Annotated in this window: 12 protein-coding genes and 2 pseudogenes; 1 reads left to right on the plus strand and 13 read right to left on the minus strand. The window is 68.5% G+C overall.

Going from position 1 to position 14,421, the window contains the following annotated elements; translation table 11 throughout:
- Positions 1 to 99 precede the first annotated feature (99 nt).
- On the plus strand, positions 100 to 438 hold the full coding sequence (locus tag Y900_RS26230; RefSeq protein WP_036345376.1) for an RNA polymerase-binding protein RbpA: 339 nt from the start codon (positions 100 to 102) through the stop codon (positions 436 to 438).
- Between the two features lie 30 nt (positions 439 to 468).
- Here the strand turns inward: Y900_RS26230 and Y900_RS26235 are convergent, their stop codons facing one another.
- The 13 genes and pseudogenes from Y900_RS26235 to Y900_RS30505 form a co-directional block, all read right to left on the minus strand.
- Positions 469 to 1,242, minus strand: coding sequence for a polyprenol monophosphomannose synthase (locus tag Y900_RS26235; protein ID WP_036345378.1), 774 nt, complete (start codon positions 1,240 to 1,242; stop codon positions 469 to 471).
- A complete protein-coding gene (gene lnt / locus Y900_RS26240) occupies positions 1,239 to 2,975 on the minus strand; it encodes an apolipoprotein N-acyltransferase (protein ID WP_036345380.1) in 1,737 nt (578 codons plus the stop codon). The genes Y900_RS26235 and lnt overlap by 4 nt, the downstream gene beginning before the upstream one ends.
- The gene (locus tag Y900_RS26245) at positions 2,968 to 4,566 is read right to left on the minus strand and encodes an amidohydrolase (protein ID WP_036345382.1); all 1,599 of its coding nucleotides are present in this window, start codon (positions 4,564 to 4,566) and stop codon (positions 2,968 to 2,970) included. Before Y900_RS26245 ends, lnt begins: the two co-directional genes overlap by 8 nt.
- Positions 4,567 to 4,609: 43 nt before the next feature.
- Positions 4,610 to 5,074 carry an FxsA family protein gene (locus Y900_RS26250; RefSeq protein WP_081845364.1) on the minus strand — a complete coding sequence of 155 codons (465 nt, stop codon included), beginning with the start codon at positions 5,072 to 5,074 and terminating at the stop codon, positions 4,610 to 4,612.
- Positions 5,075 to 5,145: 71 nt separating this feature from the next.
- Positions 5,146 to 5,526, minus strand: coding sequence for a PPOX class F420-dependent oxidoreductase (locus tag Y900_RS26255; protein WP_036345386.1), 381 nt, complete (start codon positions 5,524 to 5,526; stop codon positions 5,146 to 5,148).
- 3 nt (positions 5,527 to 5,529) lie between these two features.
- Entirely contained in the window at positions 5,530 to 5,913 is a 384-nt protein-coding gene (locus Y900_RS26260) for a PPOX class F420-dependent oxidoreductase (RefSeq protein ID WP_036345387.1), read from the minus strand.
- Between the two features lie 30 nt (positions 5,914 to 5,943).
- The gene (gene cobN, locus Y900_RS26265) at positions 5,944 to 9,546 is read right to left on the minus strand and encodes a cobaltochelatase subunit CobN (protein ID WP_036345388.1); all 3,603 of its coding nucleotides are present in this window, start codon (positions 9,544 to 9,546) and stop codon (positions 5,944 to 5,946) included.
- Between the two features lie 33 nt (positions 9,547 to 9,579).
- Positions 9,580 to 10,497 (minus strand): haloalkane dehalogenase, encoded by a 918-nt coding sequence (locus tag Y900_RS26270; protein ID WP_036337536.1) that lies wholly within the window; start codon positions 10,495 to 10,497, stop codon positions 9,580 to 9,582.
- A gap of 17 nt (positions 10,498 to 10,514) precedes the next feature.
- Entirely contained in the window at positions 10,515 to 11,135 is a 621-nt protein-coding gene (locus Y900_RS26275) for a TetR/AcrR family transcriptional regulator (RefSeq protein WP_036337538.1), read from the minus strand.
- Between the two features lie 124 nt (positions 11,136 to 11,259).
- A complete protein-coding gene (locus Y900_RS26280; RefSeq protein WP_036337542.1) occupies positions 11,260 to 11,673 on the minus strand; it encodes a hypothetical protein in 414 nt (137 codons plus the stop codon).
- A pseudogene (locus Y900_RS26285) lies at positions 11,670 to 12,909 on the minus strand (DUF58 domain-containing protein). Before Y900_RS26285 ends, Y900_RS26280 begins: the two are co-directional and overlap by 4 nt.
- A pseudogene (locus Y900_RS26290) lies at positions 12,909 to 13,867 on the minus strand (AAA family ATPase). The pseudogenes Y900_RS26285 and Y900_RS26290 overlap by 1 nt, the downstream one beginning before the upstream one ends.
- Positions 13,864 to 14,142, minus strand: a complete 279-nt coding sequence (locus Y900_RS30505) for a hypothetical protein (protein ID WP_051660282.1) — start codon at positions 14,140 to 14,142, stop codon at positions 13,864 to 13,866. Before Y900_RS30505 ends, Y900_RS26290 begins: the two are co-directional and overlap by 4 nt.
- Positions 14,143 to 14,421: the final 279 nt, after the last annotated feature.

The following is a 14,421-nucleotide window of genomic DNA, read 5'->3' on the forward strand; positions in this document are numbered from 1 at the left end:
ATGGGGGGTCGAGTCGGGAACCGCACGCAGTGGTCTTGCGTTGACTACCTGGACTTCAAAGGGCCCCGGCCCTAATTGGCACTGTGAGGAGAGTTGACGATGGCTGATCGTGTCTTGAGAGGCAGTCGCCTCGGAGCCGTGAGCTACGAGACGGACCGCAACCACGACCTGGCGCCGCGTCAGATTGCGCGGTACCGCACCGAGAACGGCGAGGAATTCGAGGTTCCGTTCGCCGACGACGCCGAGATCCCCGGCACCTGGCCCTGCAAGAACGGCCTCGAGGGCACTCTCATCGATGGTGACCTGCCCGAGCCCAAGAAGGTCAAGCCGCCGCGTACCCACTGGGACATGCTGCTGGAGCGCCGCTCTATCGAGGAGCTCGAGGAGCTGCTCAAGGAGCGTCTGGACCTGATCAAGTCCAAGCGCCGCGGCAGCTGATCGCTCGCCTACCCATCCGGCGAGACCGCCCTACCTGACGACGCCGCGGGCTCGGTCCAGTCGCCCGCCGAGGCCCCACTGGGCGACCTTGACCATCGCTTCGCGGATGTTCGAGCCGCTCATCTTCGACACCCCGAGTTCGCGTTCGCGGAACGTGATGGGCACCTCGGTGACGGTGAAACCGCTGTTGATCGTGCGCCAGGTCAGGTCGATCTGGAAGCAGTAGCCCTTGGAATCGACCGCGGACAGGTCGATCTTCTCCAGCACTTCACGCCGGTAGGCACGGTAGCCGGCGGTGATGTCGTGGATGCCCACGCCGAGCAGCACACGGGAGTAGGTGTTGGCGGTCTTGGACAGCACCAGCCGCCGGTAGGGCCAGTTGCGCACTGTGCCGCCCTGCACGTAGCGCGACCCGATCGCCAGGTCGGCGCCGTTGTCGATGGCGTCGAGCAGCCGGTAGAGCTGTTCGGGCGCGTGGCTGCCGTCGGCGTCCATCTCGACCAGCACGGTGTACTGGCGGCTCAGCCCCCAGGCGAACCCCGCGAGGTACGCCGCGCCGAGGCCGTCCTTGGCATTGCGATGCATTACGTGAACCCGGTCGGTGTCGGCCAGCGCGAGTTCGTCGGCGAGCTCGCCCGTCCCGTCGGGGCTGCCGTCGTCGACGATCAGCACGTGCACCTCAGGACAGGCCTTGTGCACCCGGCCCACGATCAGCGGCAGGTTCTCCAGCTCGTTGAACGTCGGAATGATCACCAGGGTGCGCTGGCTGGGCCGCACGGCGCCCGTGTTTCCCCGGTCGGTCATGACTCTCCTTTGTCGTGCTGCCCGGCCAGGGCGGCGGTTGAATCGCCCTGCTCCGGCGTGTTCTCGCCGTCGTCTTCGCCCCCGGACATGCTGCCTGCGTCCCGTTCCCGCCGCCTACGGCGGAACGGACGCATGAACCAACCATTGTGCAGCATGGCCCCGATCACGACCGAAATGGCAGCTCCGACCAGCACCCATTGCACCAGCGGGCCCCATCGCGTCGCGAGGGTTTCGCTGGTCTTGAGCCGCATCGTCAGGTCCAGATACCCCGGGGTGAAGAACTGGGTGCGGGCGATTTCCGCGCCGTCCGGGGCGATCACCGCACTGATGCCGACGGTCCCGGCGACCACGACGTAGCGGTCGTGTTCGACGGCCCTGGCGCGGGCGAACGCCAGCAGCTGTTCGCTCATGTTCTGGTCGAACGTGGCGTTATTGGTCGGAACGGCCAGTAACTGGGCGCCGTTGCGCACCGATTCGCGCAGCGCACGGTCGAAGATGACCTCCCAGCAGGTGGCGACGCCGACCGGGACACCCGCGGCGTGCACAACGCCCGAACCGCTGCCGGGCACGAAGTAGCCGGCCCGGTCGGCGAACGACGAGAGGTGCCGGAAGAAGCCCCGCCACGGCAAGTACTCACCGAACGGCTGGATGATCTGCTTGTCGTGGCGCTCCCCCGGCCCGGTGACCGGATCCCAGACGACGACGGTGTTCGAGGCGTACGGGTTTTGCGGTGTCCAGTCCGGGCGCGCGACGACGGCACCGACCAGGATCGGCGCGCCGATCGCCTGAGCGGCAACGCTGATCTGCTGGGCTGCGTCGGCGTTGGTCATCGGATCGATGTCCGAGGAGTTCTCCGGCCAGATCACGAACTGCGGCTGGGGCGCCCGGCCGGCTCGCACATCGTCGGCCAGCTGCACGGTCTGGCGGACGTGGTTGTCCAGGACCGCGCGGCGCTGGCTGTTGAAATCCAGCCCCAGCCGCGGGACGTTGCCCTGGACAGCGGCCACCGTGACCGTCGGCTCGTTGCCTGCGCCCCCGGCGGCGCGGCGCACCTGCGGGGCGGCCACCGCGGTGGTGAGCAATACCGCGGTGATGCACAGCCCGGGCATCAGCACCCCGGGCAGCGACACGTGCCCGGCCGTTTTGGCCGCGCTGCTGTGCTGCCACCAGCGGGCGACCTCGAGGACCAGCGCCGCCAACGAGGTGCCCATCAGTGCGATCCCGAACGACAACAGCGACACTCCGCCGAGCTGCACCAGCGCCAGGAACGGTCCGTTCGTTTGCCCGAAACCGACTACGCCCCAGGGGAACCCGCCGAACGGCACGGTCGATTTGAGCCACTCCTGGGCGGTCCACAACACGGCGAGCCACAGCGGCCAGCCGGGGACTCGGCGCACCACCACGGCCAGCAGCCCGAAGATCGCCGGGAAAAGCGCTTCCATGGCGGACAGCGCCAGCCACGGCACCGGCCCGACCAGCCCACTGATCCACGGGATAAGCGGAACGTAAAACGCCAGCCCGAACAGGAAGCCGTAGCCGAGGCCACCGGCGGGCGTCGTCCTGGGGTGGGTCAGCACCCAGCTCAGCAGCGCGAAGCTCACCACCGCCGACCACCACCAGCCGATCGGCGGGAAGCTGATGCACAACAGCAGCCCAGCGGTCACCGCGACGAGGAGCCGGAACATCCGTGGCGGCAGCGCGGTGCGGATCCCATGAACCAGTCGGCTAGCCATGAAGCACGACACCCCGGTGCACGGTTTGACGGCAGCGCGGCAGCGGATCCCCGGGTGCCAACCGCGGCAACGCGGGCACCCGCGAGCGCGGATCGGTGGACCAGCGCTGCACGCCGTCGGCCGGAGCGGCCACGTCCAGGCCGCCGGCGCCGAGCCCCCACACCGCGTACGACGCGGGTGCACCCGGGACCAGGGTTCCGCTGACCCCGTCACGCACCCCGCCGGCCCGCCAGGCGCCGCGCGTGGCGGCGGCGAACGCCGCGCGCACCGAAATCGAGCTGCCGTCGGTCTGGTGATTGCTGGCCGCGCGCACCGTCGACCAGGGATCGATGCTGGTCACCGGGGCATCTGAGCCGAACGCCAAGGGCACGCCTGCCGATGCTAGTAGCGAGAGTGGGTTCAGCGCGGTTGCTCTGCCGATACCGAGGCGGCGGGCGTACATCCCGTCGGCACCACCCCACAGAGCGTCGAAATTAGGCTGCATGCTGGCGGTCACCCCGCTCTGGCCCAGGGCGGCCGCCTGCTCGGCGTTCACCATCTCCAGGTGCTCGAGCCGGTGCCCACAGCGGGCGACGGCGGGCGCTCCGAACCGGTCGACGAGCCGGGCCAGCGCGTCGACCACGGCGGTCACGGCCGCGTCGCCGATGACGTGGAATCCCGCGGTCACGCCGGCCTCGGTGCAGGCGAACAGATGGTCGGCGATGACCTCGGGTTCGAGGTAGCAGTTGCCGGTGCTGTCCGGGACGTCGGCGTACGGTCGGCACAGCCAGGCGGTGTGCGAACCCAGTGCACCGTCGACGAAGAGGTCGCCGGCCAGGCCCTGCGCTCCGGTCGTGTCGATGAGGGCAGTCGCCTGCGCGACGCTGGACACCGCCTCACCCCAGTAGCCCACCACCTCGACACCGTGTTCGGTCGCGCGCAGCTCCTGCCAGTCGTCGGATCCCCCGATCTGGGGTCCGGCGCACTCGTGGACGGCGACGATGCCCGCGGCAGCCACCGCGTCGAGCGCAGCACGCCGGGCGTCGGCACGCTGACGGACGGTCAGCAGGCGGCGGGCCTCGAAACGGACCAGATGGTGAGCGTCCGCCGACAGCGGCCGCTGTGGGTCATATCCGGCGACGGCGGGCAGGCCGGGCACCAGCTCACGCAACCCCGTCGAGGCCACGGCCGAGTGCACGTCGATGCGGGCCAGGTAGGCGGGGAGTGCGCCGACGACGGCGTCCAGTTCCGCGGTGCTCGGTGCCTGGTCACGGGCCCAGCCGGTGTCGTCCCAACCGTGTGCCCAGACCGGCTGGCCAGGATGGGCGGCGACGTGCTCGGCGACCAGGGAAAGGCAGTGCTGTTTGGACGTCGCACCGGTCAGGTCCAGCCCCGTCATCAGCAGACCTGTCGCGGTGATATGGATGTGGCTGTCGACGAAGGCGGGTGAGACGAAGGCGCCCTCGAGGTCGATCATCTGCGCATCCCCGAACTGGGATCGGCCGACCTCGTCGCTGCCCAGCCAGGCGACGACGCCGTCGCGCACAGCCATGGCGGTGGCATCCGGGTGCGTCGGGCTGTGGATGCGCCCGCCCAGCAGCAGTGTGGTCACGGTCAGTCAGTCTCCCCCGCAGCTACGGGACAGACGCAATGGGTCAGTAGCGGCGGACGATGTTGGCGTCGTGGACCGGTGCGTAAACCTGTTCCTCGACGATCTCCCCGTCGATGTAATCCCCGCGACCGGAGTAGCCAGGCGCCGTCAGATTGATGACGCTGACCCGACGGGTGATGCCGCGGGTGAGCAGCATGCCCGCCAACGGGCGCACCACGCGACGAGTCGGGGGCAGCAGCATCAGCGCGCCGACCGCGGTGGAGACGATGCCGGGGACGAACATCAGGACGGTGCCGAGTGCGACGAGCATGCTGTCGGCCACCGCGCCCTGCGGGTCGGTGCGGGTGGAGAGTTTGAGGATCTGCTTTTTGACCTGCGAGCCGGCCAGCGCGACACCGATCACTGAGCTCGCCAGCAGGATCAGAAGCGTCCAGCCGATGCCCACCGACCAGGTCAGGGCGGCCAGCACCGCGAGCTCGACCACGGCGTAGAGGAAGAACGTCCGCATCACCATGTACTGGCAACGACTCGGGTACCGGGCAGGTTCCGGTTGCTGCTGATAGCAGCCTGAGAGTTCGGTTACGCGGTGATCTCGAGCGCGACGTGCACCTTGTCGATGCCGCCGCGAACCATGCTGTGCAGATAGAACCACCAGGAATGCTGCCAGTAGCGGCGCAGCACCTTGCTGTAGACAGCGTGGGTCTCCGAATCCGGCAGCACCCGCGCCGTCGCCTCGACCGCTGGGCCCTTCGGCTTGCCGAGCGAATGGCTGGCCGCAATGGTGACCCGGGGGGTGTTGCGGATCCGCTTCACCTTCCAGGACACCCGGTCGGTGATGACCAGCATACGGTCACCGTCCGGCACGCCCCAGATGGCCGTCGGCTTGGGTTTGCCGTCCTTGGTGAACGTGGTGAGCAGCAGATATTTCGATTGGGCGACGTCGTGGAAGGTGGGCGCCATGGGTCAGGCGGCCCGCAGTTCCAGGCCGACGTTGCGCGTGCTGCCGCCGCGCAGCTTGGAGAAGAAATTGAACACTTTGCCGAGCAGCCCATACCGCTTGCCGATCGCGTCGTACACCCGCTCGATCTGCCGGGAGTCGTCGAGGATGCTGGCGACCGCCTCCACGGCTTCGCCCTTGACGTTGCCACTGCGGTCACAGACGGCCAGGGTCACCCGCGGGGTGTTCCGAATCCGCTTGACCTTCCAGGAGTCCTTGCCGGTGATCACCAGAGCACGGTCTCCGTCCGGAGCGATCCAGATCGGTGTCGGCTTGGGCCTGCCGTCCTTCGTGAAGGTGGTCAGCGAGACGTACTGGGACTTGATCACTTCGCCGAAGCTGGGAGCCATCCGACCAATGTATCTGGTGCCGGAACGAACCTAGCGTGCCTCGAGGTCGCCTTCGGTCTCCAAGAGCACCTGGCGCAGCCCGTCCAGCGTCGCCGGATCCGGGTTCTCCCACATGGCGCGCCCGACCGCCTCGAGTAGCCGTTCCGACATCCCGTGCAACGCCCAGGGATTGGACTCGTTCATGAACTTGCGGTTCTCCGGATCCAGCACGTAGGACTCCGTGAGCTGCTCGTACATCCAGTCAGCCATCACGCCCGCGGTCGCGTCGTACCCGAACAGGTAGTCGACGGTGGCGGCCATCTCGAACGCACCCTTATATCCGTGCCTGCGCATCGCGGCCATCCAGCGCGGGTTTACCACCCGCGCCCGGAACACCCGGGTGGTCTCCTCCGACAGGGTGCGGGTGCGCACTGCGTCGGGTCGGGTGTTGTCGCCGATGTAGGCGGCCGGGGCCGTACCGGTCAACGCCCGTACCGTCGCCACCATGCCGCCGTGGTACTGGAAGTAGTCGTCGGAGTCGGCGATATCGTGTTCGCGCGAGTCGGTGTTCTTGGCGGCCACCACGATTCGCCGGTATTGGGCGGACATGTCCTCAGCTGCAGGCCTGCCGTCGAGTTCACGGCCGTAGGCGAACCCGCCCCACGCGGTGTACACATCCGCCAGGTCCGCGTCGTCACGCCAGTTGCGGCTGTCGATGAGTTGCAGCAGACCGGCCCCGTAGGTTCCTGGTTTGGACCCGAAAATTCTTGTGGTGGAGCGTCTTTCATCACCGTGCTCGGCGAGGTCGACCTGGGCGTGGGCACGGACGAAGTTCTGCTCGGCCGGCTCGTCGAGGCCGGCCACCAGCCGCACCGCGTCGTCGAGCATCGTCACGACATGCGGGAAGGCATCGCGGAAGAAGCCGGAGATCCGGACGGTCACGTCGATCCGTGGCCGGCCCAGCTCGGACAGCGAGATGGCTTCCAGGTCGACGACACGCCGGGATGCGTCGTCCCACACCGGCCGGACGCCCAGTAGCGCAAGCACTTCGGCGATGTCGTCGCCCGAGGTGCGCATGGCCGAGGTACCCCATACCGACAAACCGACCGACGCGGGCCAGTCACCGTGGTCGGCGCGGTAGCGTTCGAGCAACGAATCGGCCATGGCGACACCGGTTTCCCACGCCAGCCGCGACGGGACGGCCTTGGGGTCGACGGAGTAGAAGTTTCGTCCGGTGGGCAGCACGTTGACCAGGCCGCGCAACGGCGAGCCCGACGGGCCTGCCGGGATGAAGCGGCCGTCCAGTGCGCGCAGCACCTGAGTGATCTCGCTGGCCGTACCGGCCAGCCGCGGCACGACCTCGGTGGCCGCGAACCGCAGGATTGCCGCAACGCCGTCATCGTCGGTCAGCTCCACGACCCTATCGGCGTCCCAGCCGGTGGCCTGCAGACCGGCCAACAGGGCGCGGGCCTGGTTCTCGGCCTCGTCGACCTGGGCGCGGTCAGCGCTGCCGTCCTCGGCCAGCCCGAGCGCCTGACGCAAGCCCGGAAGGTGCTGCTCACCGCCGAACAGCTGCCGGGCGCGCAGGATGGCCAGCACCAGGTCGAGTTGAGCCTCATCGGCGGGCGCGGCGCCGAGGATGTGCAGCCCGTCGCGGATCTGGACGTCCTTGATCTCGCAGAGCCAGCCGTCGACGTGCAGCAGCATGTCGTCGAACGAATCGTCTTCGGGCCGTTCGGCCAGGCCCAGATCGTGATCCATCTTGGCCGCGCGCATCAGTGTCCAGATCTGCTGGCGGATGGCGGGCAGCTTGCCCGGGTCGAGTGCGGCGATGTTGGCGTGCTCGTCGAGCAGTTGTTCCAGGCGGGCGATGTCGCCGTAGCTTTCCGCGCGCGCCATCGGCGGGATCAAGTGGTCGACCAGGGTGGCGTGGGCGCGGCGCTTGGCCTGGGTGCCCTCCCCCGGGTCGTTGACCAGAAACGGGTAGATCAGCGGCAGGTCGCCGAGCGCCGCGTCCGGCCCGCAGGACGCCGACATGCCGACCGTCTTGCCGGGCAGCCATTCCAGGTTGCCGTGCTTGCCCAGATGCACGGCGGCGTGCGCGCCGAAACCGTGCCGCACCCACAGGTAGGTGGCCAGGTAGTGGTGGCTGGGCGGCAGGTCGGGATCGTGGTAGATCGCGACAGGGTTCTCACCGAATCCCCGCGGCGGCTGCACCAGGATCAGAATGTTGCCGGATTGGATTGCAGCAACGACGATTTCGCCGCCCGGGTCGCGGCTTCGGTCGACGAACAGCTCGCCGGGCGGCGGGCCCCAGTGGGCGACCATCGCGTCGGTGAGCGCAGCGGGCAATGCGGCGAACCATTTCCGGTATTGCGCGGCCGGAATGCGAATCGGATTGCCCGCCAGCTGACCGTCGGTCAGCCAGTCCGGGTCCTGGCCGCCACGTTCGATCAGTGCGTGCATCAGCGCGTCGCCGTCGGATGCCTCGACGCCGGGGATGTCGCCGATCTGGTATCCCGCGTCGCGCAGCGCGTGCAGCAGTGCGACGGCGCTGGCCGGGGTGTCCAGGCCGACCGCGTTGCCGATGCGGGAATGCTTGGTCGGATACGCCGAGAACACCAGGGCCAACCGTTTGTCGGCCGGCGCGACCCGGCGCAGAGTGGCGTAGTTGACGGCCAGGCCGGCCACCCGCGCGCACCTTTCCGGGTCCGGCACATACGAGATCAGGCCGTCCTCGTCGATCTCCTTGAACGAGAAGGGGACGGTGATGATCCGGCCGTCGAATTCGGGCACCGCGACCTGGGTGGCAACATCCAGCGGGCTCAGCCCGTCGTCGTTGTCGGACCAGGTGGCCCGCGAACTGGTCAGGCACAGCCCCTGCAGGATCGGGACATCAAGCGCAGCAAGATGTTTGACGTTCCAGTTCTCGTCGTCGTGGCCTGCTCCCGCGGTGGCGGGCTGGGCACCGCCGGCGGCGAGCACCGTGACGACCATCGCATCGGCCGTGCCAAGCAGCTCGAGTAGTTCGGGTTCGGGCGTGCGCAGCGAGGTGCAGTACACCGGAAGCGGGCGACCGCCGGCCTGCCTGATCGCCGTGCACATCGCGCGGATGTAGGCGACGTTGCCCGCCAATTGCTGGGCGCGGTAGTAGAGCACCGCGATCGTGGGGCGGGTATCGGGCCCACGATCGAGCCCGCAGCCGTCGCAACCGTCGCAGCGCGGCTCGAGCACACCCCAGGCCGGAGTGGCCGACGGCGGGGTGAAACCGAAGCCGGTCATCAGCAGGGTGTCGGACAGGAACGCGTGCAGTTGCCGCAGGTTCTCCACGCCGCCCTGGGCCAGGTACGCGTGGGTTTGCACCGCGATTCCGGCCGGCACCGTGGAGCGCTCCATCAGATCCGCGTCGGGGGACTGTTCCCCGCTGACGACGACGGTCGGTCGTCCAGTGGCCACGACCGCGTCGATACCGTCCTGCCAGGCCCGGTAGCCGCCGAGAATCCGTATCACCACGGCGTCGGCGCCTGCGAGGAGCTCGGCGAGCTCGCCGTCGACCAGTCGCGCAGGGTTGCGCAGGAGGAAATCAGCTCCGCTGGCGCGGGCGGTGATCAGGTCGGTGTCCGACGTCGACAGCAACAACACGGTGGGAGGCACCCACCATTCGTACCGTACGGGCGCCTTCTGCCCCTATTCGGAGCGTGGGTTTGCTCGCACGAATGCGACGACGGCCTCGGCGAGTTCCGGCCCCTTGTCCTCTTGCAGGAAGTGGCCTGCTGCGGCGATCGTCACGTGCGATTGTCGACGTGCGCCCGGAACGTGCTCCCGCAGCACCGGCTCAGCCGCGCCGGTGATCGGATCCGAGTCGGAAAATGCTGACAGAAATGGCTTTTCGAAGCGACCCAGCGCAGCCCACGCCGCCCGGTTGGCCGAGGCCGCCGGGTCGTCCGGACTGGTCGGCACGAGCATGGGAAATTGCCTGGCCCCGGCTTGATAGCTGTCGTCCGGGAATGGTGCATCGTAAGCCGCGATGGTCTCGGTCGACAGCTCCGAGACGGACCCGCCGTTGACAATCTGCCCAGCCGGGAACATCGGCACCTCTTGACTGAACTTCTGCCAGGCCAGGAAAGCGTCACCGGGGTGATGATCACCCGTCGGCAGCATGGTGTTGGCCGCCACCACCCGGGCGAACCGATCCGGATGCTCGCCCACGAGTCGCAGCCCGATCAGCCCTCCCCAGTCCTGACATACCAGCGTGAGGTCGGCAAGACCGATCTGCTCGATCGCCGCCCACATCCAATCCACGTGTGCCTGATAGCTGTAATCGTCTCGGCTGGCGGGCTTGTCGCTGCGCCCGAATCCCACCAGGTCGATCGCCACCGCACGCAGTCCGGCATCGACGAGCACCGGAATCATCCGCCGGTACAGGTAGCTCCAGGACGGCTCACCGTGCAGCAACAGCACCACTTCGCCGTTGGACGGCCCCTCGTCGACATAGTGCATGCGGAGCCTGCCGCCGTCACCGGAGTCGACCTCGACGTAGCGCGGTTCGAAAGGAAAGTCCGGCAACGCGGCGAATCGCTCGTCGGGAGTGCGCAATACATCCATTGGTGTGCTCCTGTACCTCAGCGGGTTGGTGGTTCACTGTCGACGGTGGCGGGACACCACTGCCGAAGCTGCATCCGAGCGACGTCGACGGCGTCGCGCATCGGGGTGATGTCCGACCGCACCCGGCCGACCAGCATGCCGCCCTGAAGTGCTGCAATAACGTTGGCGGCCAGGCGATCCGGCTCGGCATCGGCTCTCAGTGCGCCGCGTTGCCGCATCGTGCGCAACCCGTCGGCGAGCAGTCCCACCCATCGGCCGAACGCTGCGTCGACGCGTGGCCGCAAGGCGTCGTCGTCCATCAACTCGGCGGCCAACTTGCCCAACGGACACGCGAACGGGCCGCCGGGAGCCGAGTGCATCTGCACGATGCCGGCCATCCAGGCGTCCAATGTTGGCCAGGAATCGATGTGTGTCAAGCCGGGTTGGGCAGCGAGAACCATCTCCAGCTGTCGGTCGATCACGGCACCGACCAGCTCGGCTTTGTCGTCAAAGTAGTGATAGAGCTGGGATTTTCCGCAACCCGCGACCGCGAGCACGTCATCGAGACTGGTGGCGCGGACACCTCGTCGATAGATCAGCAGCGCTGCGGCGTCCAGAATCGCGGCGCGTGTCCGCCGGCCCCGCGCGGTCAGCGGCACCGGCTTGGCGCGTCCGCCCTTCAGCGCCGCGCCTCGACGGGATCTCCGGGCTTGACCCGAGCGAGCACCATCACTTCAGACTCGACTCCAGAAAGTGTACTGTCAAGTCCAATTTGGCTCCGGGTCAGTCCGCGGGGAACGGGCTCAACACAAGACCGACCACGGCGACCACGGCCACCGGAGCAAGCAGCGGCAGCCACGGCAGGTCGACGGGCAGCGCGGTGGCCAGGGCACCGGCCGCGGCGAAGCCGGCGATCCCGATCGCCGTGACCCGGGTGAGGGTGGCGTAGCTCAACACCAGATACGCCGCCGCGCACACCCCCGACGTCGCAGCCAGCATCGGGTGCGACTCGGTCACCACGATCGCGGCCATCGCCGCCAGAACTGCCACCGTGGCCGCGGCACGCACGTACAGACCGGCGAGGATGGCGATCAGCGCCACCGCGGCCGCGGCGAGCCCACGAGTATCGGCACCGACCGCCGTAGCCGCCGTCATCGCGACTGCGAACGCTGCGGCTGCCAGCCGCCGCACCGTCATGACGACCGCCGGCCACGGTCGGGCACCAGGCTCATCGCCTGGTCGAGGGTGACCTCAGCCGGCCACGGCACCACGTCGACGCCGATGACCCTCATGTCCCGGTACATCGACGAACGCTGCAACGCCCACATCCGCTGCAGAAGCGGCTGGTCGTCGTCAGCAAAGGGCCAGCCTTCGAGCACGTCTACCGCCACCACCGTGTGTCCCCGTTTGCACAGGTCGATCAATGCCAGCGCGAACTGGGTGTCGAGCAGCGTCGAGAACGCCACCACGACGGCGCCCGGCGGGACCGCGGCCCGCGGCGCCAAAGTCCCTTCGGTCTGCTGGTATTCGCTGCCCACGCCGAGCGCCGCGTCGAGCACCCGGTAGAACTGGCGTCGGCCGATATCGGCACCGAGCCACCGTGGCCGGCGGCCCCGAGGCCGACAATGCCGGCGCGGTCGCCGTTGCGCAGCGCGGTCTGCACGACCTGTGTCGCGCCGCGCAACGCCCGTTCGGTGACGGTGGTGGCCGGGCCCGCGGGCTGCGCACTCATGTCGACGAGCACCACGACGTCGGCGGCCCGGTCGGTCAGCCGTTCGGTGACGTGCAGGCTGCCGCGACGGGCGCTGACCGCCCAGTTGACGGTGCGCAGCTGATCACCCGGAAGGTAGGGGCGAATCTCGGCGAACTCGACGCCCGGCCCGATGTGGCGGGTCAGGTGGGTGCCCAACCGGTCGGGCAGTTCGGTTCGCGGAATCCCGGTCGGTTGCGGGGGCGCTACCGGGAAGACGAACAGGTCCGCGGCGTCGACGGTGGCGGTGCCGGTCAGCAGTCCACCGGCCGCGTCGAGCCGGACCCGGGCGCGCAGTGGGTAGTGACCCCACCTCCCCGCCTTCGCGGACACCGTGGCGCGCCTGCGTCGGCGGTGATGGTCTCGATGTCCAGGCCGGCCACCGCCCCCAGTTCCAGTGTCGCGTCTGCGCTGTTCTCCGCCAGCTCGGCGCGCAACTGCACCGGCTCGTTCTCGAAGCACCGGGTCAGCGCCGGGTAGCCCATGACCGACACCGACACCGGTCTGCGCTGCCAACTGATCGAGGCGAGCACCCCCAGCATCGGCGCCACGAAAGCGATCAGCTGCCAGCGCGACGCAATCACCGCCGCGGCCAGCCCCACCCCGACACACGTCACGAGCGTCAGCGTCAACGCGGATGCGCGCCAATGCAATACAGCCTCGACCGAACGGGGACCGTCCATCATCGTCCGCTGGCGCGGGGAACCGGCAGGCGCCGCAGGAGTTGTTCGACGACGTCGGATCCGTGCACGCTGCGGACCCACATCTCCGGTCGCAGGCTGATCCGATGGGCGATCGCGGGGACCGCCAGCGCCTTCACGTCCTCGGGGATCACATAGTCGCGGCCCGACACCAGGGCCCGGGCCCGGGCCAGTTGGACCAGATCGAGTTCGGCGCGCGGCTGGCGCCGACAGCGACCTGAGGATGACTGCGGGTGGCCGTCGCCAGCGACACCACATAGTGCAGAACATCGTCGTGCACTGATACCTGCTCCACCAATTCCCGCATGACCAGCAGATTTTCGGCGTCCACCACCTGGCTGACGGTCACCTCGGCCGAGCCCCGGTCCAGCCGGCGGCGCAGCATCGACGCCTCCTCGGTCTCGGACAGATACTTCAGCGCCACCTTGACCGCGAACCGATCCAGCTGCGCTTCCGGCAGCGGGTAGGTGCCCTCGTATTCGATCGGATTGTCGGTGGCCAGCACGATGAAAGGGGCCGGCAGCAGGTGGGTTTGGCCGTCGATGCTGACCTGGCGTTCGGCCATCGCCTCCAGCAGCGCAGCCTGCGTCTTGGGCGGCGTGCGGTTGATCTCGTCGGCCATCAGCAGATTGGTGAAGATCGGGCCGGGCCGGAATTCGAAGCGGCCCGACTGCATGTCATAGATCGTCGACCCCAGTAGGTCGGCGGGCAGCAGGTCCGGGGTGAACTGCACGCGGGTGAACCGCAGGCCGAGGGCTGCGGCGAAGGACCGGGCGATCAGTGTCTTGCCATGCCGGGCAGGTCCTCGATCAGCACGTGCCCACCGCGAGCACCGTGGTGAGGATCAGTGTGAGGGCAGCCGCTTTCCGACCACCGCCCGCTCGATCTCGTCGAGCACCGCTTCGCAGTACGCCGTCATCGCCGGGGCGGGCATGGTCATAGGCTTTCCATCCGTCGCAGGATCTCCTCGAGGGTGGCGTACCCGGGTCCGGGTTCACGGCTCCGGGTTCGCTCGATGTTGTTCGGATCGACCCAGGGCCACAGCTGGTCGCCGAACACGATGCGCCCGGTCGCCTGCAACGCCACCGGGTCCCGCTGCCGGGTGGCGAGCACGAACTCGCGGGCCAGCCTGGGCCGCAGATGCCGGTCCCAGTCTTCCCGGGTGGAATCCGCCCACTGAACCGTGGACTCGGTGCGCGACCGCCAGCGCCACAATGCCTCCGCCGGGTCGTCGACGGCGTTTCGAGTACCGGACGACCTTGTGCCGCAACGACAGTCAGTCGGGCAGCAATGAGAAACGCAGCTACCGCAAGCCCTGCGACCGGCATGATCCACCGCCCGGCACTCAGGACGATCGCCAGCACTTCCGCTGCCACGACCAGCAGCAGGCCACCCCCGACCAGCCGGATCACACCGGGCTCCGCAGCTCGCCGAGGACCAGGCGAAGCGCCCGTTCGGCGGTTTCGCGGTGTCCCTCGTTCATCACGTGGGTGG

It is taken from the genome of Mycolicibacterium aromaticivorans JS19b1 = JCM 16368, from assembly GCF_000559085.1.
Taxonomy (GTDB): Bacteria; Actinomycetota; Actinomycetes; order Mycobacteriales; family Mycobacteriaceae; genus Mycobacterium; species Mycobacterium aromaticivorans.

Excerpts from the sequence above, each read along its gene's own strand:
- Y900_RS26250 (WP_081845364.1), bottom strand. The coding sequence starts at position 5,074 with ATGCGGACGTTCTTCCTCTACGCCGTGGTCGAGCTCGCGGTGCTGGCC.
- Y900_RS26230 (WP_036345376.1), top strand. The coding sequence starts at position 100 with ATGGCTGATCGTGTCTTGAGAGGCAGTCGCCTCGGAGCCGTGAGCTAC.
- Y900_RS26235 (WP_036345378.1), bottom strand. The coding sequence starts at position 1,242 with ATGACCGACCGGGGAAACACGGGCGCCGTGCGGCCCAGCCAGCGCACC.
- Y900_RS26270 (WP_036337536.1), bottom strand. The coding sequence starts at position 10,497 with ATGGATGTATTGCGCACTCCCGACGAGCGATTCGCCGCGTTGCCGGAC.
- Y900_RS26255 (WP_036345386.1), bottom strand. The coding sequence starts at position 5,526 with ATGGCGCCCACCTTCCACGACGTCGCCCAATCGAAATATCTGCTGCTC.
- Y900_RS26280 (WP_036337542.1), bottom strand. The coding sequence starts at position 11,673 with ATGACGGTGCGGCGGCTGGCAGCCGCAGCGTTCGCAGTCGCGATGACG.
- Y900_RS26260 (WP_036345387.1), bottom strand. The coding sequence starts at position 5,913 with ATGGCTCCCAGCTTCGGCGAAGTGATCAAGTCCCAGTACGTCTCGCTG.
- lnt (WP_036345380.1), bottom strand. The coding sequence starts at position 2,975 with ATGGCTAGCCGACTGGTTCATGGGATCCGCACCGCGCTGCCGCCACGG.